We start from the raw sequence: 23,999 nt of genomic DNA, 5'->3' as shown, positions 1-23,999 counted from the left end.
TTGGCACTTGGCCAAAGTCGAGTCAGCTACCGGCCGGCAGCAATTGCAACCCCAGGTACAGGCTGAGCATCCCCTCCAGCCGCAGCGGGTCGACTTCGCTCAGTTCGGCGATGCGCTCCAGGCGGTAGCGCAGGCTGTTGCGATGAATGCCCAGGGCATCGGCGCAGGCCTGGCTCTGGCCATCATGGGCGCACCAGGCACGCAGGGTTGCCAGTAACTGGCCGCTGTTGTCCTTGGCGCGAATCCGCTGCAGCGGCTCGAGCAACTCATCCAGGGCGTCATCGTTGCGGTGGCGCCACAGCAAGGCCGGTAGCCGATAGCGGCTCAGGGTCAGCAGGCGCTCGGCTGGCAGCACTTCACGCCCATAAGCCAGAAGGTCGCGAACCCGGCGATAACCGCGGCGCAGCTGCTCCAGGCCTTGCGCCGCCGACCCTGCGGCCAGGCGCTGGACCTGCCAGCCGTGACGCTGCAGCCGATCCAGCAACTTCGATTCATCGAGCACCACCGTGGCGGGCCGGCACCAGAGCAGTGATTGCCGCGCCGGGCTGACGCACCAGCTGTCCGGATAACGACTCATCAACCAGCTGGCCAGCGCTTCGGCTGCGGGCCCGGCATCCAGTTCGAACAGGCAGGGAATGCGCGGCAGCTGTGGCTTGAGCCCCAGTTGCCGGGCCTCGTCGACCAGGCGCGGTGAATCGCCGGAGCCACCCAGCAGCAACGCCAGCAAGTCATCGCAGCGCTGGCGCCGCCATTGCTGCTCGACCTGCAGGTGACGCTGGGCCAGAAGCATTTCGGCGGTCATGCGCACCAGCTCGCCATAGGTGCGCAACTGCTGGGGATCGCCGGTCAGGCCGAGCACACCGATCAGCCGACCGTCGAGCAGCAGCGGCAGGTTGACCCCGGGCTGCACGCCCTTGAGGCACTTGGCTGCTTCCACATCCAGTTCGACGATACGACCATTGGCCAATACCAGTTGCGCGCCTTCGTGGCGGGTGTTGATGCGCTCCGGCTCGCCACTGCCGAGGATCAGGCCCTGGCTGTCCATGACGTTGACGTTGCACGGCAAAATCGCCATCGCCCGCTCGACGATGTCTTGTGCCAGGTCATGGTCCAGTTCGAACATGGGAGGATCCTTGTTGTCGCAATGATTGGTCCGGGGCACAGCAGGCCAGGCAAAATGCTGTGCAAAAGCACAAAGACAGCCACGGCCCGCTCACCGAGACTCGCAGCAGCAGCCGCCTCGATGCAGGCTGCGGCGATAAACATAACAACAGAGAGAGAATCATGTCATACAGCCCTGCCCCTGACCAAGGCCAAGACGCCACCCGCAATGCGCTGTATCGGCGCATTACCCTGCGGCTGATTCCATTCATCTTCATCTGCTACCTGTTCAACTACCTGGACCGGGTCAACGTCGGCTTCGCCAAGTTGCAGATGCTCGATGCGCTCAAGTTCAGCGAAACCGTCTACGGCCTGGGTGCCGGGATTTTCTTCATCGGCTATGTGCTCTGCGGGCTGCCCAGCAACCTGGCGCTCAACCGCTTCGGCCCGCGGCGCTGGATCGCGCTGATGATGATCGCCTGGGGCACGCTGTCGACCTGCCTGCTGTTCGTCACCACGCCCATGGAGTTCTACGTGCTGCGCCTGTTCACCGGCGCCGCCGAAGCGGGCTTCTTCCCCGGCATCGTGCTGTACCTTTCGCGCTGGTTCCCGGCGACCCGGCGCGGGCGGATCATGGCCCTGTTCATGTCGGCGATCCCGGTGTCCGGCTTGCTCGGCGGGCCGTTCTCGGGCTGGATTCTCAATCACTTCGCCGCCGGCCAGCATGGCCTGGCCGGCTGGCAGTGGATGTTCCTGATCCAGGGCCTGCCCACCGTACTGCTCGGCTTTCTGGCAATTTTCCTGCTCAGTGACGGCTACGCCAAAGCCAAGTGGCTGAGCCCTGCTGAACGGCAGATGATCGAGGCCGACCTCAAGGCCGATGCCGCCAGCAAACCGCCGACCACCAGCGACAGCGTACTGTCGGTGTTCGCCAACCCGCTGATCTGGACCTTCGGTTTCGTCTACTTCTGTATCCAGAGCGGGGTTTACGCGATCAACTTCTGGCTGCCGTCGATCATCAAGAACCTGGGCTTCAACGATGCCCTGCTGATCGGCTGGCTGAGCGCGATCCCCTACCTGCTGGCCGGGGTGTTCATGCTGCTGGTCGGGCGCTCGGCGGACCTGCGCAACGAGCGCCGCTGGCATTTGGTGGTACCGATGCTGATGGGTGCCCTGGGCCTGGTGATTGCGGTCAACTTCGCCCACAGCCCGGTGATCGCTATCATCGGCCTGAGCATCGCCACCATGGGCGCCCTCACCGGCCTGCCGATGTTCTGGCCCATGCCCACCGCGCTGCTGAGCGCCGGCACCGCAGTGGCGGGCCTGGCGATCATCAACTCGGTCGGGCAGATGGCGGGCTTTCTCAGCCCGTACCTGGTCGGGTTCATCAAGGACCAGACCGGCTCGACCGATGCGGCGTTGTATTCGCTGGCGGGCTTGATTGTGTTTGGCAGCCTGGTGGCGTTGCGGGTTTCGCGGGTGCGGACTGCCGGGGCGGTGGCTGAACCGGTGAACTGAGGCACCCCCATCGCGGGGCAAGCCCGCTCCTGCAATAGGTGGGAGCGGGCTTGCCCCGCGATGCTTTAAATCGGAGGTGGAACTGTGTAAAACAGATCGAATTCCAACCGCGAAGGGACTTTCGATCATGATCTACCGTCCTCTGGGCCAAAGCGGCCTGCAGGTGTCTGCACTGACCCTGGGCAGCATGATGTTCGGCGAGCAGACCAGCACCGAAGACTCGCTGCGCATCATCGACAAGGCCTGGGATCAGGGCATCAATTTCATTGACACTGCCGACGTGTACAACGCCGGGCGCAGCGAAGAAATCGTCGGCGAGGCCATCGCCCGCAACCGCCAGGACTGGATCCTCGCCTCCAAGGTCGGTTTCGGCCCTGCCGAGGGCCTGCCCAACCGCAGCGGCCTGAGCCGCAAGCATATTTTCAACGCCATCGAAGCCAGCCTGACCCGCCTGGGTAGCGACTACCTGGACATCTACTACCTGCACCGCGAAGACCACAACACCCCGCTTGAGGTCACCGTCAGCGCCATTGGCGACCTGCTGCGCCAGGGCAAGATCCGCCACTGGGGGGTGTCCAACTTCCGTGGCTGGCGCATCGCCGAGATCTGCAACCTGGCCGAGCGCCTGGGCGTGGCCAAGCCGGTGGTCAGCCAGCCGCTGTACAACATCGTCAACCGCCAGGCCGAACCCGAGCAGTTCACCGCGGCCGCCTACCACGGCCTGGGTATCGTGCCGTTCAGCCCACTGGCCCGGGGCGTGCTCAGCGGCAAGTACGCGCCCAATGCCAGCCCCGACGCCAACAGCCGCGCCGGGCGCCAGGACAAGCGCATCCTGGAAACCGAATGGCGCCCTGAATCCCTGGAAATCGCCCAGAAGATCCACGCCTATACCCAGGCCAAGGGCGTTGGCATGGTCGAGTTCGCGATTGCCTGGGTACTCAATAACACGCTGATCAGCTCGGCGATTGTCGGCCCGCGCACCGAGGCCCAGTGGGACACCTACAGCGGCGCCCTTGAGGTGAAAATCAGCGCTGAAGACGAAGCCTTCATCGATTCGCTGGTCACCCCCGGCCACGCCTCGACTCACGGCTACAACGACAGCGCGCACTTCGTCAGCGGGCGCTTGCCACGCTGAGTTCGGTCCCCAGCAGGTGGCTGATCGCGGCCTTGAGCCTCATCGGCCGCACCGGCTTGTGCATCAGGGTGTGGCCCAGTTCGCGCACCTGCTGCTTGAGCTCGTTGCTATAGTTGGCGGTGATCATCAGCGCCGCTAGCGGTGTACGCCGTAGGGCGTTGATCGCCGCCACTGCGTCGACACCATTGCGGCCGTTGTCCAGATGATAATCGGCAATCAGCAGGTCGGCCTCGGCGCTGTCGGTTGCCACCTGTCGCGCCAGGTCCTGCTCGCTCAGGGCCGTCACCACTTCGCAGCCCCACTGCTCAAGCAGCGTACGCATACCTGCGCAGATCGCCGCATCGTTATCCAGCACCCAGATACGTGCGCCTTCCAGGCGTTCGCGCAGCGGCTCGCTCAGGTCAGGCTCCGCCACCCGCTTCGGCGCTTGCCGGCTGCGCGGCACTTCAATGGCAAACATCGAGCCCTTGCCGGGCACTGAACGCAACTGCAGGCGATGGCCGAGGATCCCGGCGATCTTGTCGACGATGGCCAGCCCGAGCCCCAGGCCGCGATCCTGATCCGGACGCTGGACGTCACCGCGCTTGAACTCCTGGAAGACTTCCTCGCGGCGGTCTTCGGCGATGCCGATGCCGGTGTCCCAGACTTCGATCCACAGTGCCTTGCCACGTCGCCGGCAGCCGAGCAACACGCGGCCACCAGGGGTGTAGCGGATGGCATTGCTGAGCAGGTTGCGCAGGATCCGCGCCAACAGCTGGATATCGCTGTGCACGCTCAGGCCGCACGGCACGTACGCCATCCGCAAGCCCTCACTGGCGGCGGCATGGGCATATTCGGCGGCAAGATTGTCGAGCAGGTCGCTGACGGCGAAGCTGGCCAGGTCTGCCTTGATCACCCCGGCATCGAGCTTGGAGATGTCCACCAGGGTGCCGAGCAGGTTCTCGACGTCATCCAGCGAGTTGCTGACGTTGCGCACCAGCGCCGGGTTGGCGCTGCTCTGTTCGAGCAAGGCACTGGTGAACAGCCGCGCCGCATTCAAGGGTTGCAACAGGTCATGGCTGACGGCAGCGAGGAACTTGGTCTTCGACAGGTTGGCCTGCTCGGCCTCCTGCTTGGCCTGGCTCAGTTCGGCGGTGCGTTCGCGCACCCGCACTTCGAGGTTCTGGTAGGCCTGGTGCAGGGCCTCCGCAGTGCGCCGGCGTTCGGTGATGTCGCGGATCAGCACGAAGATCCCCACCACCTCGCCACTGGCCAGGCGGTTGGGCACGTAGGAGCGCAGCATGTAGCGCTGCTGGCCGTTGACGTGAGTTTCGGCGCACTCGAAGGTCACGCTCTCGCCGGCCAGCGCCCGCTCGATGTAGCCCTCCAGGCGCTGGTAGTGCTCGGGGCTGTGCACCTCGCGCAGTTTCTGCCCGAGCATCACCCCCGGCGGCCAGCAGTACCACTGCTCGTAGACTTTGTTGGTGAACTCGTAGACCAGTTCGGCATTGAGGTAGGCGATCAGTGCCGGTACATGGTCGGTGATCAGCCGGATCCAGCGTTCGCTTTCGCTCAGGGCCTCGGCGTGCTGGTAGCGTTCGGTGATGTCGGTGAAGGTATTGACGAAGCCGCCGGTAGGCAGCGGGTGGGTGCGAATCTCCAACATGCGGCCATCGAACAGACGTTGTTCCAGCTCATGCACGCAGCGGCCGTTGCCGTCGCGGCTGGCCGGGGTCAGCAGCGCCAGTTCGCTGTCGGCGATCACCTCGGTAAAACTGCGGTGCGCGGCGATCGGCGCCAGGCCGCTGAGTTCGAGAAAGCGCCGGTTCCACAACTCCAGCACGCCATCGGCATTGACCATGGCCACGCCTTGGGACAGGTTGTCGACCGCCCGTTGCAGCAAGTAGGACTTCTGCGCCACCGCCTGCTCGCGGCGGCGGGTTTCGCTGTGCTTGACCTCGGTGATATCGGTGAACAGCATCACCCGCCCGCCGTCCTGGGTCGGCCGTTCGCTGACCTGCAGCCAGCGTCCACCTTGCAGGCGATACAGCAGGTGCTCGTCGCTGGCACCGCGCTGTTCTTCGCGGAACAGGCCGCTGCTGTGCATCAGGCGCTTGACCTCGGCCAGGCGCATGCCGCTGATGATGCGGATGCGACTGTTGGCCCAGAACGCTTTGAAGCGGCTGTTGAACAGCACGATGCGCAAGTCCGGATCGAACAGTACGAACGCGTCGGAGATACTCTCGATGGCATCGACCAGGTGCTGGTGAGCGGTTTCCGCACGCAAGCGGGCATCGCTGAGCAGGTGGTTGCTGGCCTTGAGCTCGACCAGGGTCTGGTTCAGCGCATCGGTACGCTCGCGCACCTGCTCGGCCAGCACCACCGAGTGCTGGAACGCCGCATAGGAGTCGTCCGGCCGCGCCGCGCCGGACTCCAGGCGTTCGATCAGTGCGGCGTTGATCCGTAGCAGCTTGTGGTTGGCCCTTTGCAGCTCGGCCAGCCGCTGGTCACTGTTCAAGCTGGCCACGGGGCCGTCCGATGGCAACGCCGGTGAAGGTCTGGTTGATGTGCATGCCATTGAACTGTTCTCCGTAGGAGTTGAAACCCAGCACCCGCTGTTGGCGCAGGAAGCTGCCGACCTCGGCCAGGCTGTCGCTGCCTTCCAGTTCCAGGCGGCGCAGGAAACAGTCGCAACCGATGGTCAGCAGCAAGGGGCCAAGGCGCTGTTGCAGCCCTTCGAACAGGTTTTCCAGATTGGGCAGCAAGGGCCCTGGGCGCATGGCGGTAAGGACGATGCCATTCTCTACTGCGCAGTAAAAACTCAGGCTCAGGTCCTCGTGCACCTGCTGGATGGCGCGCACGTAATAACGTTCGTTGATACGCACCGCCAGCGGGTGGGCGGCAAAGGTGCGGTGGTTGATCTGGCTGACCGGCACATTGATCAGTTGTGCGTATTCCAGCGCCGCCGGCTCGGCATTGAGTTCGTAGACCCGGCGCAGGTTGCGGTCGGCGCGGGTGACCACCAGTTTTTCGCTGCGCGGCTCGATGTGATGGGTGGTGAACACCTCGAACTCCAGCCAGGTATTGACCAGCAGCACCACGGCGGCGCCCGTGCGGAAGGCGCCGTCGAAGTAAACGTGGGTGTGGTTGAGGTAGTTGTCATCACCCGCCGAGCCGCCAAAATGCGGGATGTCGCCCAGCGCCGCGCTGAGCGCTGCCAGCACGGTTTCTTCGCGACTCGACAGGCCATCGAGCAGGGTCAGGGCAAAGCTGTGGCCCTTGATCGGCGCCAGGGTGTTGCTGCGGCACTCGCCCACCAGCCGCTCGACCGTGGCTTGGGCCTGGATTAGGCTGAACTGCGGCATGGCGTCGATCAGTTCGGCGGCGATGGAAAACTGCCGGTGATCGAAACCCAGGGCGGTAATGCAGCCCCGGCCATAGCCGTCGGGGGTCAGTTCACCGGCACTGGTGCAACCGGCCAGGCGGATGCCCCCGAAGCTCTGTTGCAGGGCCTGGGCCAGGGCTGGCAGGTCGTACTCGGCGGAGCAGAAGAACAGCACAAAGCCCAGGTGCGGGTGCAGCAGCTGGCTGGCCAGCTCCTGGGCGGCGAGCTCGGCGGCGCTGGCCCGCGACACGGCACTGATCACCCCCTCGGCTTGAAACTGCTGCATGGCTGCCTCCTGGGTGGGCATTGATGGATGCAGGCAGTTTATGGAGGCTCGGGAGCGGGCCGAATGCTACTTGGGTACTGGGTGTGGGTGGCATTGGTTGTAGAACGGAACCTGTGGGAGCTGGCTTGCCATGCACATAACGCGTCGCCTGGATTACGACCGCTGCGCGCTCGATCGCCGGCAAGTCCGGCTCCCACAGGATTGGCTGTGCTCCCAGGGGCAGTGCAAGACCTGTGGGAGCTGGCTTGCCAGCGATGAGGCCAGTACAGCCAACCCATCATGCGGCGCCTGGATTACGACCGCTGCGCGCTCGATCGCCGGCAAGTCCGGCTCCCACAGGATTGGCTGTGCGCTCAGGTCTGGTGTTTACCAGGTCAGCACTGCCCCCACGGCAAAGGTATCGGTGTCTTCATTCTGCGCATCGCCCTCATGCCCGTCGATCTCGAACTGGTTGTACTCGGCCACCAGCTTGAGGTTGTCGTTGATGTCATGAAACAACGCAATACCACGGGTTTCGTAGTCGGCGCCGGTGTTCACCGCGCCATTGCCGTCATCCTTGGTCTTGCCATACGACAGCGCCAGGCGGTTCTTGCCGACCTTGTACGAGCCCTGCAGCAGGTAACCCTTGCTGTCCACTTCGCGCAAGGTCGCCTCGCCGGCATTGTTGGTGAAGAACGGGTTGATGCCCTTGGCGGTAAAACCCGAACCGGTCAGCGAGAACCCGCCGATCTTTGCCTGCACGCCATAGCCGAGACCTTTGGAGGTGACCGAGTCGACACTGCTGTCGGTATTGTCCGAAGTCTGGTAGGTGCCGTTGAGCCAGCTGTAGACCTGCGCCCCGCCCAGGTCGAACTGGTAGGTGATCTCGCTCTCGGTGCGCGGGTTTTCCTGATAGGCCTTGCCCACCGCGCTGTCGTCGTTGGTGTCGACCGGGTCCATGATCCCCACGGCGATGCGCAGGCCTTCCATTAGCGGTGTGCGGTAGGTGATCTGCGAGGTCGGGAACGGGTACGGGTAGCCACTGCCGATATTGCCGAACGACACGCCGCCGCCATCCACCAGGCCCAGGGTGTCACTGACCTGGCCATAGCCTGCCAGCAGCTCGTCGAGGAGGATGTTGGAGCGGGCGAACAGGCCGAAGTCCTTGCCGATCAGCACCTCGCCCCACTCCGGGTTGGCGACGGTGCCGTAGAACTGCCGCACGTCGATGGCGGTGTCGGTGCCGTTGGTTTCGCTGTCGTTGATGGTCACCCAGAACGAGGCGCGGCCACCGAGCTTGAGGTCATCCACCTGGCGGGTCATGTTGAAGCCCAGGTAGTTGGGCAGAAAGCCCATCTTCACCCGCGACTGGCGACGATCGTACTGCTCCCCTGCCCGATCGACGTCGCTGTTGACGTAGAAGGCGTTGATGTAGCCGTCGGTGGAAAAGGTCGTCTGCTCCTTGTCGTAGAGCATGATTTCGGCATCGGCCAAGGGGCTCAGGCCCAGGGCCACGAGGCTGGTCAGCAAAGGCAGGAAACGGCGATTGGCGTTTTTATTGTTGTGCATGGCGCTCTCCGCAAACGGGGGGACGAATGTCGGAGGGGATTATCGAAATGCGCGCCAGGCAGCCATACGCTGCCTTGGAACGTACAGAGTGCTGCTTTGGCGCCGCGGGCCTGGCTCCCCGCAGGCGGAACTAATACCTTGTTCGCCGGTGTCACAAGGCTAAAGTGGCAAGACCCGGTGCGTTAGGCGCGCCTACCCATGCAAAAATGCAGATTCAGCCTGCAGATTTACGGATTGTATTGGGCAAATTTGCACTGATACGATCCTTCGATCCTCTAGCGCCTATCCAGACCGTGTTAAAACACGTGGAAAATCAATAACAAAGCAGGGAGACAGCGATGACCGCGCACGCTCAAGCGCCAACCGAAGCCCATGTACTGGCCGAGGTTCGCAATCATATCGGTCACTTGACCCTCAACCGCCCCACCGGCCTCAACGCCCTGACCCTGGACATGGTCCGCAGCCTGCAGCACCAACTGGACGCCTGGGCCGCCGATACCCAGGTGCACGCCGTGGTGCTGCGTGGCGAAGGCCCGAAAGGCTTCTGCGCCGGTGGCGACATCCGTTCGCTGTACGACAGCTACAAGGCCGGCGACAGCCTGCACCGGGATTTCTTCGTCGAGGAATACGCCCTCGACCTGTGCATCCACCATTACCCCAAGCCGATCCTCGCCCTGATGGACGGCTTCACCCTCGGCGGCGGCATGGGCCTGGCCCAGGGCGCCGACCTGCGGGTGGTCACCGAGCGCAGCCGCCTGGCCATGCCGGAAACCGCCATCGGCTACTTCCCTGATGTGGGCGGCAGCTATTTTCTCTCGCGCATTCCCGGCGAGCTGGGCACCTACCTGGGGGTCAGCGGCGTGCAGGTGCAGGCGGCCGATGCGCTGTACTGCGGCCTGGCCGACTGGTACCTGGACAGCAGCAAGCTCGCCAGCCTCGATGAACGCCTGAACACCCTGAGCTTTGGTGAATACCCGCTCAAGGACCTGCAAGGGGCGCTGGCCAAACTCGGCACCCAGGTGCTCGAAGACGCGCCGCTGGCCAAGCTGCGTCCGGCCATCGATCACTTCTTCGCCCTGCCCGATGTTGGCAGTATCGTGGAGCAGTTGCGGGCAGTCACCGTGGCCGACAGCCACGACTGGGCGGTGAAAACCGCCGACCTGCTGGACAGCCGCTCGCCGCTGGCTGTGGCCGTGACCCTGGAGATGCTCCGCCGTGGCCGCCACCTGAGCCTGGAAGACTGCTTTGCCATGGAGCTGCATCTGGACCGCCAGTGGTTCGAGCATGGCGACCTGATCGAAGGCGTGCGTGCGCTGATCATCGACAAGGACAAGCAGCCACGCTGGAACCCCGCCACCCTCGCCGGCCTCAGCCGCCAGCGCGTGGATCAATTCTTCGAAGGCCTCTGAGGCCTGGAGTACGCAGATGCAAGACCTGGAACTGACTGAAGAACAGATCATGATCCGCGACATGGCCCGGGATTTCGCCCGCGGCGAAATCGCCCCCCATGCCCAGGCCTGGGAAAAGGCCGGCTGGATCGATGACGGCGTGGTGCAGAAGATGGGCGAGCTGGGCCTGCTCGGCATGGTCGTGCCCGAGCAATGGGGCGGCAGCTACACCGACTATGTCGCCTATGCCCTGGCGGTCGAGGAGATCGCCGCCGGCGATGGCGCCACCGGCGCGCTGATGAGCATCCACAATTCGGTGGGCTGCGGCCCCCTGCTCGCCTATGGCAACGCCGAGCAGCAACAGACCTGGCTCGAACGCCTGGCCAGCGGGCAAGTGATTGGCTGCTTCTGCCTGACCGAGCCGCAGGCCGGCTCCGAAGCCCACAACCTGCGCACCCGCGCCGAGCTGCAGGGCGAGCACTGGGTGATCAACGGCGCCAAGCAGTTCGTCAGCAATGCCCGGCGTGCCGGGCTGGCCATCGTCTTCGCCGTCACCGACCCGGAGCTGGGCAAAAAAGGCATCTCGGCCTTTCTGGTGCCCACCGATAACGAAGGCTTCGTGGTCGATCGCAGCGAACACAAGATGGGCATCCGCGCCTCCGACACCTGCGCGGTGACCCTGAACAATTGCCGCATCCCCGCCGCCAACATGCTCGGCGAACGCGGCAAGGGCCTGGCCATTGCCCTGTCCAACCTCGAAGGCGGGCGTATCGGCATCGCCGCCCAGGCCCTGGGCATTGCCCGCGCGGCGTTCGAGGCGGCGCTGGTGTATTCGCGTGACCGCATCCAGTTCGGCAAGCCGATCAACGAGCACCAGAGCATCGCCAACCTGCTGGCCGACATGCAGGTGCAGATCAACGCCGCGCGGCTGTTGATCCTCCACGCCGCGCGCCTGCGCAGCGCCGGCAAGCCATGCCTGAGTGAAGCCTCACAGGCCAAGCTGTTCGCCTCGGAAATGGCCGAGCGGGTGTGCTCCAAGGCGATTCAGGTGCATGGCGGTTATGGGTATCTGGAGGACTACCCGGTCGAGCGCTACTACCGGGATGCGCGCATTACCCAGATCTACGAAGGCTCCAGCGAGATCCAGCGCATGCTGATTGCGCGGGAGTTGAAGCACTACACTTTGTAAACACGGCCTACTGTAGGAGCGGGCTTGCCCCGCGATAGCGATTCAACCGTGATATCGCATCGCGGGACAAGCCCGCTCCTACAGTCACTCCTCGACGTGCACACTGTCGAGGTAGCTGCGCACCGCCCATAACGCCTCCTGGCTGAGGTAGTCGGCCATCTTCGGCATGTACACCCGGCCATCGCGTACCGCGCCATTGCGCACCCGCTCAACGAACCACTCATCACCGGCGGCGCCTTCATCGAGCAGGCGCAGGTCCGGCGCGATGCCACCGGACTTGGCCTCCAGGCCGTGGCAGGCGGCGCAGTTCTGGTTATAGGCCGAAGCGCCGATCGACACCGCCTCGTCGTGGTCCTTGCTGTTGCGGTAAGGGTTTTCTGCGCGCCACTGATCACCGAGCTTTTCCAGGTTGCCGGTATTGACCGCGGTCGGCGTGACGTTGCCATGGGCGAAAGCCCCGGCGCTGCTCATCAGGCCGACACCGACGATCAGGCTCAACCAGGCGTGTTTTGCTGTTTTCATTGTTCTGCCCTCGACTGCTGTTTGCACGCAAGAACCTCTCGGCTGAAAGGTTGTGCCGGCATCTTAGGAAGGCCCTGGCAAGGGCCCCATGCTGCTTTGGTGGTCGCAGCCTCCTCCCTTGGTAGTAGCGCTTGTGGGGCAGTGCCAAATCATGTCCGGCTTGGGAAATTCTCCCGTGAAAGCCGGGAGATTTTCCGTATCGATCCCACCCTTGGCGTTCCAGGCTATGCAGGCCAAAACCTTCATTGGGAACTCCAACCATGACAATAAGATCGTTACCCGCCGCCCTTTCTCCGCTGTCTGCCGCCGTGCACACCGTCCTCCTGCTCGGCAGCCTGGCCCTGGCCCCGCATGCCCTGGCAAAACCGGTGAGCTGGGAAGACATCGCCGACGACCACAAGAGCACCGGCAACGTGCTGCAGTACGGCATGGGCACCAATGCCCAGCGCTGGAGCCCGCTGGCCCAGGTCAACGACCAGAACGTGTTCAAGCTGACCCCGGCCTGGTCGTACTCCTTTGGTGATGAGAAGCAGCGCGGCCAGGAGTCCCAGGCCATCGTCAATGACGGGGTGATCTACGTCACCGGCTCCTACTCGCGGGTATTTGCCCTCGACGCCAAGACCGGCAAGCGCCTGTGGACCTACAACCATCGCCTGCCGGACAACATTCGCCCGTGCTGCGACGTGGTCAACCGCGGCGCCGCCATCTATGGCGACAAGATCTACTTCGGCACCCTCGATGCCCAGGTCATTGCCCTGAACAAGGACACCGGCAAGGTGGTGTGGAAGAAGAAGTTCGGCGACCACAGCGCCGGCTACACCATGACCGGCGCCCCGACCCTGATCAAGGACCAGAAGAGTGGCAAGGTGCTGCTGATTCACGGCAGCTCCGGCGATGAGTTCGGCGTGGTCGGCCAGCTGTATGCCCGTGACCCGGAGACCGGTGACGAGGTATGGATGCGGCCCTTCGTCGAAGGCCATATGGGCCGCCTGAACGGCAAGGACAGTACCCCCACCGGCGACGTCAAGGCGCCATCCTGGCCCAACGACCCGACCACCGAGACCGGCAAGGTCGAGGCCTGGAGCCATGGCGGCGGTGCCCCGTGGCAAAGCGCAAGTTTCGATGCCGAGACCAACACCATCATCGTCGGCGCCGGCAACCCCGGCCCCTGGAACACCTGGGCGCGCACATCCAAAGACGGCAACCCGCACGACTACGACAGCCTTTACACCTCCGGCCAGGTCGGTGTCGACCCGAGCACCGGCGAGGTCAAGTGGTTCTACCAGCACACCCCCAATGACGCCTGGGACTTCTCCGGCAACAACGAGTTGGTGCTGTTCGACTACAAGGACAAGGACGGCAAGCAGTACAAGGCCACCGCCCATGCCGACCGCAACGGCTTCTTCTACGTCGTCGACCGCACCGACGGCAAGCTGAAGAACGCCTTCCCGTTCGCCGACAACATCACCTGGGCCAGCCATATCGACCTCAAGACCGGCCGCCCGGTAGAAAACCCCGGCCAGCGCCCGGCCAAGCCCGAGCCAGGGCAGACCAAGGGCAAGCCAGTGGAAGTGTCGCCGCCGTTCCTCGGTGGCAAGAACTGGAACCCCATGGCCTACAGCCAGGACACTGGCCTGTTCTATGTGCCGTCGAACCAGTGGAAAGAGGAATACTGGACCGAAGAGGTCAACTACAAGAAAGGTTCGGCCTACCTGGGCATGGGTTTTCGCATCAAGCGCATGTACGAGGATCACGTCGGCTCGCTGCGGGCCATGGACCCGACCACCGGCAAGATGGTCTGGGAGCACAAGGAGCGCCTGCCACTGTGGGCCGGGGTGCTGGCGACCAAGGGCAACCTGGTGTTCACCGGCACCGGTGACGGCTACTTCAAGGCCTTCAACGCCAAGACGGGCGAAGAGCTGTGGAAATTCCAGACCGGCAGCGGCATCGTCTCGCCGCCGATCACCTGGGAACAGGACGGTGAGCAGTACATCGGCGTGACGGTCGGCTATGGCGGCGCGGTACCGCTGTGGGGTGGCGACATGGCCGAGCTGACCAAGCCGGTGGCTCAGGGTGGCTCGTTCTGGGTGTTCAAGATCCCGGCCTGGGACACCAAGACAGCCCAGCGCTGATTTGACGCCCTCTCGCCGGCAAGGCCGGCTCCCACAGTGGATCGGTGCATACCAAACCCTGTGGGAGCTGGCTTGCCAGCGATTGCTATCGCCCAGCCCCAGGAGATCCCCATGAAATACCTCCCGCTACTGCTCACCCTGGCCTGCACCCCCGCCCTCGCCGATGACGACGCCTCATTGACCATCAACGGCTGCACCATCGCCCAAGAGAGTCAGTGCCCCAACGCCAACCTGCGCAACGCCGACCTGAGCAACCAGGACCTGCGCAAGATGAACCTGGCCGGTGCCGACCTGCGCGGGGCGAATTTGCGTCATGCGCGCCTGGACCTGGCCAACCTGGAAAAGGCCCAGCTGCAAGGCGCCAACCTCACCCGTGCCAGCCTGCAGCAAAGCAACCTGCGCCTGGCCGACCTGCGTGACGCCAAGCTGGTTGCCGTACAAGCCTGGGGCATGTTCGCCCAGGGCGCCAACTTCGAGAACGCCGACTTGAGCGCCGCCTACCTGGAGTTCGCCCGCCTCTCCGGGGCCAAACTGCACAACAGCAAATTGCAGGCCGCCGACCTGGAAATGACCTGGTTGAGCAAGGCCGACCTCAAGGGCGCCAACCTTGCCGACGCCAACCTGCAGGAAGCCAAGTTCGGCGAAAGCAACCTGGAACAGGCCGACCTGCGCGGCAGCCGTCAGCACTACGCCAACTTTCAGGACAGCAACATGGAAGGCTGCCAGGGTTGCCCGAAAACCTGGGATTAAGCGGCAATGCGCAACAGGCCCGCCTCGATCGCCAGGTGCACCATCTCGGCCTGGGAAGCGACCTGCAGTTTGCTCTTGAGCAGGGTCAGGCAGTTGGACACAGTCTTGGCGCTGATGCACAACTGCTCGGCGATCAGCCGGGTCGGCGTACCCTTGGCCAGCATCAGGAAGATTTCGGTTTCGCGCGGGGTCAGGCCTTGCACGCGGGTATGACGCCCTTGGCAAGCCAGGTCGGTGGCCAATGCCTGTTCGATGTAGGCACGCCCGGACAGTACCCGGCGCACAGCTTCCAACAGCACCGCTGGCCCCGCCACCTTGGACAGAAAGCCACAGGCGCCCGCCTCCATGGCCTGGCGCACCAGGCCCAGGTCAGTGTGCTCGCTGAAAAACAGCACACGCAGTTGCGGCAGGCGCTGGCGCAGGCGCCGGGTGGTTTCCAGGCCGCTGATCCCGGGCAGGTCGAAGTCCATGATCACCAGCCCCGGCAACTGCTCGCCGACCTTGTGCAGGGCCTCTTCGCCGCTGGCCGCCTCAATGATCGCCATGCCCTCCAGGCCCTGTTGCAGCGCAGAGGCCAGGCCCAGACGCAGCATGGGGTGATCATCGACCAGTAAAATGGCCATCTCAACGTGCTCCTGCGGGTTTTCCCCATGCTAGATCGCCCATCTGGGCGCCCGACTACTACTTTGGTACTGTTTTGCTTGTCGATGGTCGCATTCCCAAAGCGTTGCACCTGGCCTGTAATACAGGGGTGCAGCACAACCACAACAATAAGGTGCAAAGCCATGTACAAGATCCTGATCGCCGACGACCACCCGTTGTTTCGCGAGGCCATCCACAATGTCATCAGCGACGGCTTTCCCGGCAGCGAGGTGATGGAAACCGCCGACCTCGACAGCGCCCTGGCGATCACCGGCGATCACGATGACCTCGACCTGATCCTGCTCGACCTGAACATGCCCGGCATGCATGGCCTGGGCGGGCTGATCAACCTGCGCAACGAGGCGCCGACCATCCCGGTGGTGATCGTTTCGGCCGAACAGGACAAGCAGGTGGTACTGCAGGCCATCACTTACGGCGCCGTCGGCTTTATCACCAAGTCCTCGCCGCGCTCGCAGATGACCGAGGCCATCGAGCAGATCCTCAACGGCAACGTCTACCTGCCACCGGACATCATCCGCACCCAGAAAAGTAGCAGCCGGCGCAGCCATGGCGAACACCAGGGCTTTGCCCCGGAACTGCTGCAAGCCCTGACCCGCAAGCAATTGCTGGTGCTCGAACGCATGACCAAGGGTGAATCGAACAAGCAGATCGCCTACAACCTCGACATCGCCGAAACCACGGTCAAGGCTCACGTGTCGGCGATTCTGCGCAAGCTCAATGTGCACAACCGCGTGCAGGCGATCCTCAGTGCCGGCGACATCGACTTCACCGCCTACCTGCGGCGATAGCCCTGGCATATCGTATTCATGCAAATTAGCCATTGAAACCACGGTAACGCCTGAAGTAAGCTCGGGACCATCAACTGGAGAGTCACATGTCGCACATCACCCTCACTCACGCTTGCAGCACCGGTCGCTTGTCGCGCCCTGTGGCGGCTGTCGAGTGCGCGACCGCCTCCCCGGCAGCGTTTTATTTTGGGTATTGGTTTAGCCACAGGCGCCGCTGATACCCACACCGGCGCCCACTTTCAAGGGGCCGCCGAACACGAGAATACTCAACCCCCGGTCGGCCCCCCGACCGGGGGTTTTGCGTTTCAAGGCCCCGGCAATTACCGAATTACATTGAGGAACAGAACATGAACTACGCCACCTACCACCGTTACCAACGCTTCAGCTTCTGGCGATTTAGCCAATCCCGTTCGGGCCAGCCTGCCGCCTCCGATCGGTCACTTGTTGGTGGCACGCACACACATGACGTCAATCCGGCCAACTGTCGAACACCTCGATAGGGCCGACAGCGCGGGCCAGACCCCGCCAGCCGCCCAGGAATCCAGAACATGCAATCGTCCACCCTCGCTCTGCCACTGTCCGAACCTTGCGCTGCCAACAGCGCTGTCAGCCAACGTCTGCCGAGCCCGTTGCTGCTCAAGCAGCAAATGCCGCTGTCCCCCGCCCTCGCCGCCCAGGTCGAAGCCCATCGCCAGGCCGTGCGCGCCATTCTCGACGGCAAAGATAAGCGCCTGCTGCTGATCGTCGGCCCTTGCTCGCTGCACGACCCCCGCTCGGCCCGCGAGTACGCCCAGCGTCTGGCGCGTCTGGCCGCTGAGGTCAGTGACAAGATGCTCCTGGTGATGCGCGCCTACGTGGAAAAACCGCGCACCACCGTCGGCTGGAAAGGCCTGGCCTACGATCCGCACCTGGATGGCAGCGACGACATGCACGGCGGCATCGCGCTGTCCCGCGGGCTGATGCTGGCCATGCTCGAATGCGGCCTGCCGGTAGCCACCGAGCTGCTGCAGCCGATGGCGGCCGGCTACTTCGATGACCTGCTGAGCTGGGCGGCGATTGGTGCGCGCACCACCGAATCGCAGATTCACCGCGAGATGGTCAGCGGCCTGGGCCTGCCGGTCGGTTTCAAGAACGGCACCGACGGCGGCGTTGGCATCGCCTGCGACGCGATCCGCAGCGCCGCCCACAGTCATCGGCATTTCGGCATGGACGTGCAAGGCTACCCGGCGATTGTCGAAACCCTGGGCAACGCCGACACCCACCTGGTGCTGCGCGGCGGCAACAAGGGGCCGAACTACGACCCGCAAAGTATCGCCCTGGCTCGCCAGGGCCTGGCCAAGGCCGGGGTCGCGGCGCGCATCATGGTCGATTGCAGCCACGCCAACAGCGGCAAGGACCCGTTGCGCCAACCGGCGGTGTTCAACGACGTGCTCGAGCAGCGCCTGCAGGGCGACACCTCGCTGGTCGGCATGATGCTTGAGAGCCACCTGTTCGACGGCTGCCAGGCGCTGGGCGCGCAGCCGCTGAAATACGGTGTGTCGATTACCGATGGTTGCCTGGGCTGGGATTCGACCGAACGTTTGCTGCGTGAGGCGGCTGAGCGGTTGTGAGCCTTATCGCGGGGCAAGTCGGGTCGCCGCACCGCCCCTCCCACTTGCCCCGCGATTACTATCAGCCAACCCTCATTTGCGTTAGGCTTGGGGTTTTACCCCAAGGAGCCACTCCCATGGCCAAAGCCACTGCCCGTCACATCCTGGTTGCCACTGAAGACAAGTGCAACGAACTGAAAGCCCAGATCGAAGCTGGCGCCGATTTCGCCGAAATCGCCAAGGCCAACTCCACCTGCCCATCGAGCCGCCAGGGCGGCGACCTGGGCTCGTTCGGCCCGGGCCAGATGGTCAAAGAGTTCGATACCGTGGTGTTCAGCGCACCGGTCAACACCGTGCAAGGCCCGGTGAAAACCCAGTTCGGTTATCACCTGCTGGAAGTGACCAGCCGTCAGGATTGATCGCTGGCTGACAAGCCGGCCCTCAGGGCCGGTTTGTTCACCCGAGTGACCTGCTAAGCTTCAGCCACAGTCGTGGTTCAGGTGGTCAGGCGCTTGCGAATTGCTCCCTTCCCCTTCCTGTTGTTCGTCTTCGGCCTGGCACTTGCCTGGTCATGCGCCGCCACGTCAGCACCCGTTCACGCCCTGACCGTCTACGGTGAAGCGCCGCGTTACCCGGCCGGCTTCCAGCACTTCACTTACGCCAATCCCAACGCGTCGAAAGGCGGAACGTTGCGCCGCTCGGCCATCGAGATCGGCCAGTTCGACCACCTCATTCCCTATATCGACAAGGGCATCGGCGTTGCCGAGGTCGATGGCTGGCTGTACTCGCCGCTGGCCGTGCGCTCGCAGGACGAGCCCTACACGGTGTATGGGCTGGTGGCGCAAAAGCTTGAACGCGATCCCGACGGGCACTGGCTGCGCTTCTATCTTGACCCTCGAGCACGCTTTGCCGATGGCCAGCCGATCCGCGCCGAGGATGTGCGCTACACCTTCGAGCTGTTCATGCGTGCGGGCAATCTCAGGTACCGCACTCAATTCGCCGATGTTGATGAGGTCACGGTAGAGAACCCGCGGCAGATCATCTTCCACTTCAAAAGCAACCAGAACCGCACGCTGCCCCTGGACCTGGCGACCTTGCCGGTACTGCCCGAGCACTGGTGGAAGGACCGCGACTTTGCCAATGGTGCCGGCTTCGAAGCACCGCTGGGCAGCGGCCCGTACAAGGTCGGCCGGGTCGACAACGGCCGCAGCATCACATTCGAGCGCGACAAAAGCTGGTGGGGCCGCGACCTGCCGGTCAACCGCGGCCGCTACAACTTCGACCAGCTACGCATCGAATACTTCGGCGACACCGAGGTGGCGCGCCAGGTGCTGCGCGGCGGCGGCTTCGACTACAACCGCGAGTTCTCCGCCACCGCCTATACCCTCGGCTATGCCAGCCCGGCCCTGGACGATGGCCGCCTGCAACGCGCGCACCTGGCCAAGGATGCGCCGCAGACCGCCCAGGGTTTTGTCTTCAACCTGCAGCGCCCGGTGTTCAAGGACCGCCGGGTACGCCAGGCGCTGGCGCTGTTGTGGGACTTCGAGTGGAGCAACCGGCAGATGATGCGCAACCTGTACATTCGCCAGCAGAGCTTTTTCGCCAACAGTGACCTGGCGGCGCGCAGCGTGCCCGATGTGCAGGAGCTCAAGTTGCTCGAACCGTTGCGCGGGCAGGTGCCCGACGAGGTCTTCAACCAGGTGTTCGAAGCTCCGCGCACCGACGGTTCGGGGCTGATTCGCGACAAGCAACTGCAAGCGCTGGCACTGCTCGAGGCGGCTGGCTGGAAACCCCGGGGCGATCAGCTGGTCAACGCCCAGGGGGAGCCGCTGACCTTCACCTTCCTCAATGGCCAGGCCGGTTTCGAACGCCTGCTGTTGCCGTGGAAGCGCAACCTGGCGCAGATCGGCATCACCCTGGAGATCCGCCGCATCGACGCCTCGCAGTACGTCAACCGGCTGATGGCCCGCGACTATGACCTGATCGTCACCGGCTACCCGGTGTCGCCGTCGCCGGGGCTTGAGCTGTACAACTATTTTGGCTCGGCGGCAGCCAACGACCCCGGCTCGAACAACTACATGGTGCTGCAGGACCCGGCGGTGGACCGCCTGCTCGACGGCCTGGTCAAGGCGGCGAGCAAGGCCGACATGCTCCACCATGCCCATGCCCTGGACCGGGTGCTGAGCTGGAACTACTACTGGATCCCCAACTATTACCCGCCTGGCTCATCCACCGTCTGGTGGAACCGCTTCGGCCTGCCCAAGGTGCAGCCGAGCTACGACGAAGGCCTGGACAGTTGGTGGGAAGTCAGCCCGACGCCGCTGACCAACGCGCAGATGGCCGAGCGCCTGGGGAGCCCGCCATGATCGGCTACATCCTGCGCCGTCTGCTGCTGATCATCCCGACCTTGTTGATCATCCTGTTGGTCAATTTCGTCATCGTCCAGGCCGCGCCGGGCGGCCCGGTCGAGCAGGCGGTTGCGCGCCTGCAGGGCATTGGCGGCGGTGCGCCCGGGGCCAGCGCCGAAACCCTGCACGCCAGCTCGCGCGCCAGCCGCGGCCTGGACCCCAAGTTGCTGGAAGACATCAAGCGCCAGTACGGCTTCGACAAGTCCGCGCCCGAACGCCTGTGGCTGATGCTCAGCCAATATGCCCGGCTGGACTTCGGTTCCAGCTTCTTTCGCGGCGCCAAGGTTACCGACCTGATCCTGGAGAAGATGCCGGTGACCCTGTCGCTCGGCTTCTGGGCCACGTTGATCACCTACCTGGTGTCGATTCCTTTGGGGATCCGCAAGGCGGTGCGCCACGGCACGGCGTTCGATGCCTGGAGCAGCAGCCTGATCGTCATTGGCTATGCCCTGCCTTCGTTCCTGTTCGCCCTGCTGCTGATCGTGTTGTTTGCTGGCGGTACCTCGCTGAACTGGTTTCCGGTGCGCGGGCTGGTTTCGGAAGACTTCGGCCAGCTCAGCCTGCTGGGCAAGATCGCCGACTACTTCTGGCACCTGGTGCTACCGGTGGGTGCGCTGGTGATCGGCGGTTTTGCCACCCTGACCCTGCTGACCAAAAACGCCTTTCTCAACGAGATCACCCGCCAGTACGTGATCACCGCCCGGGCCAAGGGGCTGAGCGAGCAGCGGGTGCTGTATGGGCATGTGTTTCGCAATGCCATCCTGCTGGTGGTGGCCGGCATTCCCCAGGCGCTGATCAGCGTGTTCTTCGCCGGCTCCCTGCTGATCGAGGTGATTTTCTCCCTCGACGGCCTGGGGCGCATGAGCTACGAGGCGGCAGTGTCGCGGGATTATCCGGTGGTGTTCGGCTCGCTGTTCATCTTCACCCTGTTCGGCCTGCTGGTGAGGCTGATCGGTGACCTGTGCTACACCCTGGTCGACCCGCGCATCGACTTTGCCACGAGGGCGCACTGATGTTCAGCCTGTCGCCGGTTTCGCGCAGGCGCCTGCAGCGCTTTCGGCGCAATCGCCGGGGCTGGGTTTCGCTGTGGCTGTTTGCCTTGTTGCTGCTGGTGAGCCTGGGCGCGGAACTGGTGGCCAACGACAAGCCGTTGCTGCTGGGCTATCAGGGCCAGCTGTATCTCCCGGCATTCAAGCGCTACAGCGAACAGCAATTCGGCGGCCAGCTACCGTTTCAGCCGGACTATCGCAGCCAGTACGTACGCCAGCTAATCGAGGGTCAGGGCGGCTGGATGCTGTTTGCACCGGTGCCCTTCAGCGCCGATACGCCGAATTACGATTTGTTGGTACCCGCACCCAGCCCGCCGTCTGCGGTCAACTGGCTGGGCACCGACGACCAGGCCCGGGATGTGCTGGCGCGGGTACTGTATGGCACCCGGGTATCGATACTGTTTGCCCTGGCGCTGACGGCGATCAGCACGCTGATCGGCATCGCCGCCGGCGCCTTGCAGGGCTACCACGGCGGTTGGGTCGATCTGATCGGGCAGCGTCTGCTGGAAGTCTGGTCGGGCCTGCCGGTGTTGTATCTGCTGATCATCCTCAGCGGCTTTGTCGAGCCGAATTTCTGGTGGCTGCTGGGGATCATGGCGCTGTTTTCCTGGCTGGCGCTGGTGGATGTGGTGCGCGCCGAGTTCCTCCGTGGACGCAACCTCGAGTACGTGCTGGCCGCCCGCGCCCTGGGCCTGCCGGACCGTTGGGTGATCCTGCGGCACATCCTGCCCAACGCCATGAACGCCACCCTGACCTACCTGCCGTTCATCCTTACCGGCGCGATCACCACCCTCACCGCCCTGGATTTTCTCGGCTTCGGCATGCCGGCCGGCAGCGCGTCGCTGGGTGAGCTGGTGACCCAGGGCAAGCAGCATTTGCAGGCTCCGTGGCTGGGCTTTACCGCGTTCTTTGCCCTGGCATTGATATTGTCGCTGTTGGTGTTCATAGGCGATGCCTTGCGCGAAGCCTTCGATCCACGGGCATAATCGCAGCCTTTACTCCGGCGGAGCGGCCCATGCAGGACAGTGACAGCCTCAAGGACTATCAGCAGGTGCGCCTGCTGGCGATTCGTTCGCTGTTCGAGATCATCGAGCAGTCCAGCGAAGGCACGATCATCGTCGACCGTGATGCGCGCATCGTCTGGATGAACGAGCGCTATGCCCGGCGCTTTGGCCTTGAAGACGCCAGCAGCGCCATCGGCCAACCGTGCGAAAGTGTCATCCCCGGCAGCCTGATGCGCGACGTGGTGAACAACGGCCGACCGATCCTGTTGGACATGCTCGACACCCCCAAGGAGCCGCTGGTGGTGATGCGCCTGCCGGTGCACGACGCTGCCGGCAAGCTGATCGGCGCCATCGGTTTTGCCCTGTTCGACGAGCTGCGCAGCCTCTCGCCGCTGCTCAAGCGCTACGCCAGCATGCAGCAGGAACTGGCCTCGACCCGCTCGTTGCTGCGCGCCCGCCAGGCCAAATACAGCTTTGCCCAGTTCATCGGCACCAGCGCCGCCAGCCTTGAGGTCAAGCGCCGCGCCCGGCGTGGCGCCAGCAGTGATTCCCCGGTGTTGCTGCTGGGCGAGACCGGCACCGGCAAGGAGCTGCTGGCCCACGCCATCCATGCTGCCTCGCCGCGGGCGCACAAGGCGTTTGTCAGCATCAACAGTGCGGCGATTCCCGAAACCCTGCTCGAAGCCGAGTTCTTCGGTACCGCCCCGGGTGCCTTTACCGGTGCCGAGCGCAAGGGCCGCCCGGGCAAATTGCAGATTGCCGAGGGCGGTACCTTGTTCCTCGATGAGATCGGCGACATGCCCTTGCCCCTGCAAAGCAAGTTGCTGCGGGTGCTGCAGGAAAAGGAATACGAGCCGGTGGGTTCCAACCAGATGATCCAGAGCGATGTGCGGATCATCGCCGCGACCTCCACCGACCTGCAGGCGGCCATGGCCCGTGGCGAGTTCCGTGCCGACCTGTACTACCGGCTCAATGTGCTGCCGATCCAGGTGCCACCGTTGCGTGAGCGGCTGGACGATTTGCCGGCACTGAGCGAAGCCATTCTTGAAGAGCTGGGCAGCCAGCACGAGCTGGAAGATGAAGCCCAGGCGCTGCTGGCCCGGCATGCCTGGCCGGGCAATATCCGTGAGCTGCGCAATGTGCTGGAACGAACGACCTTGCTGACGGATCAATTGCGTTTGGGGGTGCGGGATGTGCAGGCGGCGCTGGGCAACCTGGCGCCGCTGCAGGTCCAGGCGCCGCAAGTGAACTATAAACAGGCCTGTGCCGAGTTTGAGCGGCAGTTACTCGAAAACACCCTGGCGCGCTGTGCCGGGAATGTACCGGAAGCGGCGCGGCAGCTGGGGTTGGGGCGGTCGACGCTGTACAAGAAACTGGTGGCGCTGGGAATCAAGTCCCAATAACTGGAATCAAGTCTCTTATTAGAGACTTATGCCTATCCCTATGGGAGCCGGCCTTGCCAGGCTTGGGGCTGCTTTGCAGCCCATCGCCGGCAAGGCCGGCTTGTGTCTTGAGGTAGGAATAGAATCAGAAGTGAGAGCGGTGAATGGCAAGCTGTACGCCGG

The 23,999-nt window shown here is 63.9% G+C and carries 19 protein-coding genes; 13 read left to right on the top strand and 6 right to left on the bottom strand.

Translation table 11 applies throughout. From position 1 onward, the window contains the following. Positions 1–22 precede the first annotated feature (22 nt). On the bottom strand, positions 23–1,123 hold the full coding sequence (locus JV241A_RS23090; protein WP_115086704.1) for a sugar diacid recognition domain-containing protein: 1,101 nt from the start codon (positions 1,121–1,123) through the stop codon (positions 23–25). A gap of 161 nt (positions 1,124–1,284) precedes the next feature. Here JV241A_RS23090 and JV241A_RS23085 point away from each other — a divergent pair, with 161 nt between their 5' ends. Together JV241A_RS23085 and JV241A_RS23080 are read left to right on the top strand one after the other, a co-directional pair. After that, positions 1,285–2,619, top strand: a complete 1,335-nt coding sequence (locus tag JV241A_RS23085) for an MFS transporter (RefSeq protein ID WP_134064620.1) — start codon at positions 1,285–1,287, stop codon at positions 2,617–2,619. 127 nt (positions 2,620–2,746) lie between these two features. Further along, positions 2,747–3,754 carry an aldo/keto reductase gene (locus JV241A_RS23080; protein ID WP_115086705.1) on the top strand — a complete coding sequence of 336 codons (1,008 nt, stop codon included), beginning with the start codon at positions 2,747–2,749 and terminating at the stop codon, positions 3,752–3,754. On the opposite strand, the gene JV241A_RS23075 is transcribed toward JV241A_RS23080, so the two are convergent. From JV241A_RS23075 to JV241A_RS23065, 3 genes are all read right to left on the bottom strand, one after another. Next, positions 3,732–6,278, bottom strand: coding sequence for a PAS domain-containing hybrid sensor histidine kinase/response regulator (locus JV241A_RS23075; protein WP_134064715.1), 2,547 nt, complete (start codon positions 6,276–6,278; stop codon positions 3,732–3,734). The genes JV241A_RS23080 and JV241A_RS23075 overlap by 23 nt on opposite strands. Beyond that, a complete protein-coding gene (nosP, locus tag JV241A_RS23070) occupies positions 6,241–7,404 on the bottom strand; it encodes a nitric oxide-sensing protein NosP (RefSeq protein ID WP_115086707.1) in 1,164 nt (387 codons plus the stop codon). Before nosP ends, JV241A_RS23075 begins: the two co-directional genes overlap by 38 nt. Positions 7,405–7,770: 366 nt before the next feature. Next, a complete protein-coding gene (locus JV241A_RS23065; protein ID WP_134064618.1) occupies positions 7,771–8,952 on the bottom strand; it encodes a porin in 1,182 nt (393 codons plus the stop codon). A 338-nt stretch (positions 8,953–9,290) separates the two neighbouring features. Here JV241A_RS23065 and JV241A_RS23060 point away from each other — a divergent pair, with 338 nt between their 5' ends. Together JV241A_RS23060 and JV241A_RS23055 are read left to right on the top strand one after the other, a co-directional pair. Then, a complete protein-coding gene (locus JV241A_RS23060) occupies positions 9,291–10,361 on the top strand; it encodes an enoyl-CoA hydratase/isomerase family protein (RefSeq protein WP_134064616.1) in 1,071 nt (356 codons plus the stop codon). Between the two features lie 16 nt (positions 10,362–10,377). Beyond that, positions 10,378–11,529 carry an acyl-CoA dehydrogenase family protein gene (locus tag JV241A_RS23055; RefSeq protein ID WP_115086710.1) on the top strand — a complete coding sequence of 384 codons (1,152 nt, stop codon included), beginning with the start codon at positions 10,378–10,380 and terminating at the stop codon, positions 11,527–11,529. Positions 11,530–11,613: 84 nt separating this feature from the next. Here the strand turns inward: JV241A_RS23055 and pedF are convergent, their stop codons facing one another. After that, a complete protein-coding gene (gene pedF / locus JV241A_RS23050; RefSeq protein WP_010226528.1) occupies positions 11,614–12,051 on the bottom strand; it encodes a cytochrome c-550 PedF in 438 nt (145 codons plus the stop codon). A 260-nt stretch (positions 12,052–12,311) separates the two neighbouring features. Here pedF and exaA point away from each other — a divergent pair, with 260 nt between their 5' ends. Then, complete coding sequence (gene exaA / locus JV241A_RS23045; protein WP_134064614.1) at positions 12,312–14,183, top strand: quinoprotein ethanol dehydrogenase; 1,872 nt, start codon at positions 12,312–12,314, stop codon at positions 14,181–14,183. Positions 14,184–14,294: 111 nt separating this feature from the next. Further along, positions 14,295–14,933 carry a pentapeptide repeat-containing protein gene (locus tag JV241A_RS23040; RefSeq protein WP_115086712.1) on the top strand — a complete coding sequence of 213 codons (639 nt, stop codon included), beginning with the start codon at positions 14,295–14,297 and terminating at the stop codon, positions 14,931–14,933. On the opposite strand, the gene JV241A_RS23035 is transcribed toward JV241A_RS23040, so the two are convergent. Further along, positions 14,930–15,556, bottom strand: a complete 627-nt coding sequence (locus tag JV241A_RS23035; RefSeq protein ID WP_134064612.1) for a response regulator transcription factor — start codon at positions 15,554–15,556, stop codon at positions 14,930–14,932. The two genes, JV241A_RS23040 and JV241A_RS23035, sit on opposite strands and share 4 nt — an antisense overlap. Positions 15,557–15,718: 162 nt before the next feature. Here JV241A_RS23035 and JV241A_RS23030 point away from each other — a divergent pair, with 162 nt between their 5' ends. From JV241A_RS23030 to JV241A_RS22995, 7 genes are all read left to right on the top strand, one after another. Continuing rightward, positions 15,719–16,384 (top strand): response regulator transcription factor, encoded by a 666-nt coding sequence (locus JV241A_RS23030; RefSeq protein ID WP_115086714.1) that lies wholly within the window; start codon positions 15,719–15,721, stop codon positions 16,382–16,384. Between the two features lie 548 nt (positions 16,385–16,932). Next, entirely contained in the window at positions 16,933–17,994 is a 1,062-nt protein-coding gene (locus tag JV241A_RS23020; protein WP_115086715.1) for a 3-deoxy-7-phosphoheptulonate synthase, read from the top strand. A 116-nt stretch (positions 17,995–18,110) separates the two neighbouring features. Continuing rightward, positions 18,111–18,392 carry a peptidylprolyl isomerase gene (locus JV241A_RS23015; protein ID WP_010226518.1) on the top strand — a complete coding sequence of 94 codons (282 nt, stop codon included), beginning with the start codon at positions 18,111–18,113 and terminating at the stop codon, positions 18,390–18,392. A 117-nt stretch (positions 18,393–18,509) separates the two neighbouring features. Further along, positions 18,510–20,339, top strand: coding sequence for an extracellular solute-binding protein (locus JV241A_RS23010; protein WP_240047900.1), 1,830 nt, complete (start codon positions 18,510–18,512; stop codon positions 20,337–20,339). Continuing rightward, positions 20,336–21,394: a microcin C ABC transporter permease YejB gene (gene yejB, locus JV241A_RS23005; RefSeq protein ID WP_115086717.1), complete on the top strand. Its 1,059-nt coding sequence runs from the start codon at positions 20,336–20,338 to the stop codon at positions 21,392–21,394. The genes JV241A_RS23010 and yejB overlap by 4 nt, the downstream gene beginning before the upstream one ends. After that, positions 21,394–22,416, top strand: coding sequence for an ABC transporter permease (locus JV241A_RS23000; RefSeq protein WP_115086718.1), 1,023 nt, complete (start codon positions 21,394–21,396; stop codon positions 22,414–22,416). The genes yejB and JV241A_RS23000 overlap by 1 nt, the downstream gene beginning before the upstream one ends. A gap of 29 nt (positions 22,417–22,445) precedes the next feature. Then, entirely contained in the window at positions 22,446–23,837 is a 1,392-nt protein-coding gene (locus JV241A_RS22995; RefSeq protein ID WP_115086719.1) for a sigma 54-interacting transcriptional regulator, read from the top strand. The last annotated feature ends 162 nt before the right edge of the window (positions 23,838–23,999 follow it).

This window comes from Pseudomonas sp. JV241A (assembly GCF_900275665.1).
GTDB classification, from domain to species: Bacteria; Pseudomonadota; Gammaproteobacteria; order Pseudomonadales; family Pseudomonadaceae; genus Aquipseudomonas; species Aquipseudomonas wadenswilerensis.
This window is presented reverse-complemented; position numbering and strand designations above follow the sequence as displayed.

What these genes read in the sequence shown, in the direction of transcription:
- JV241A_RS23085 (WP_134064620.1), top strand. Translation starts at nt 1,285, where the DNA reads ATGTCATACAGCCCTGCCCCTGACCAAGGCCAAGACGCCACCCGCAAT.
- JV241A_RS23060 (WP_134064616.1), top strand. Translation starts at nt 9,291, where the DNA reads ATGACCGCGCACGCTCAAGCGCCAACCGAAGCCCATGTACTGGCCGAG.
- exaA (WP_134064614.1), top strand. Translation starts at nt 12,312, where the DNA reads ATGACAATAAGATCGTTACCCGCCGCCCTTTCTCCGCTGTCTGCCGCC.
- nosP (WP_115086707.1), bottom strand. Translation starts at nt 7,404, where the DNA reads ATGCAGCAGTTTCAAGCCGAGGGGGTGATCAGTGCCGTGTCGCGGGCC.
- JV241A_RS23065 (WP_134064618.1), bottom strand. Translation starts at nt 8,952, where the DNA reads ATGCACAACAATAAAAACGCCAATCGCCGTTTCCTGCCTTTGCTGACC.
- JV241A_RS23015 (WP_010226518.1), top strand. Translation starts at nt 18,111, where the DNA reads ATGGCCAAAGCCACTGCCCGTCACATCCTGGTTGCCACTGAAGACAAG.
- JV241A_RS23000 (WP_115086718.1), top strand. Translation starts at nt 21,394, where the DNA reads ATGTTCAGCCTGTCGCCGGTTTCGCGCAGGCGCCTGCAGCGCTTTCGG.
- yejB (WP_115086717.1), top strand. Translation starts at nt 20,336, where the DNA reads ATGATCGGCTACATCCTGCGCCGTCTGCTGCTGATCATCCCGACCTTG.
- JV241A_RS23080 (WP_115086705.1), top strand. Translation starts at nt 2,747, where the DNA reads ATGATCTACCGTCCTCTGGGCCAAAGCGGCCTGCAGGTGTCTGCACTG.
- JV241A_RS23035 (WP_134064612.1), bottom strand. Translation starts at nt 15,556, where the DNA reads ATGGCCATTTTACTGGTCGATGATCACCCCATGCTGCGTCTGGGCCTG.
- JV241A_RS23055 (WP_115086710.1), top strand. Translation starts at nt 10,378, where the DNA reads ATGCAAGACCTGGAACTGACTGAAGAACAGATCATGATCCGCGACATG.
- JV241A_RS22995 (WP_115086719.1), top strand. Translation starts at nt 22,446, where the DNA reads ATGCAGGACAGTGACAGCCTCAAGGACTATCAGCAGGTGCGCCTGCTG.
- JV241A_RS23020 (WP_115086715.1), top strand. Translation starts at nt 16,933, where the DNA reads ATGCAATCGTCCACCCTCGCTCTGCCACTGTCCGAACCTTGCGCTGCC.
- JV241A_RS23030 (WP_115086714.1), top strand. Translation starts at nt 15,719, where the DNA reads ATGTACAAGATCCTGATCGCCGACGACCACCCGTTGTTTCGCGAGGCC.
- pedF (WP_010226528.1), bottom strand. Translation starts at nt 12,051, where the DNA reads ATGAAAACAGCAAAACACGCCTGGTTGAGCCTGATCGTCGGTGTCGGC.
- JV241A_RS23040 (WP_115086712.1), top strand. Translation starts at nt 14,295, where the DNA reads ATGAAATACCTCCCGCTACTGCTCACCCTGGCCTGCACCCCCGCCCTC.
- JV241A_RS23090 (WP_115086704.1), bottom strand. Translation starts at nt 1,123, where the DNA reads ATGTTCGAACTGGACCATGACCTGGCACAAGACATCGTCGAGCGGGCG.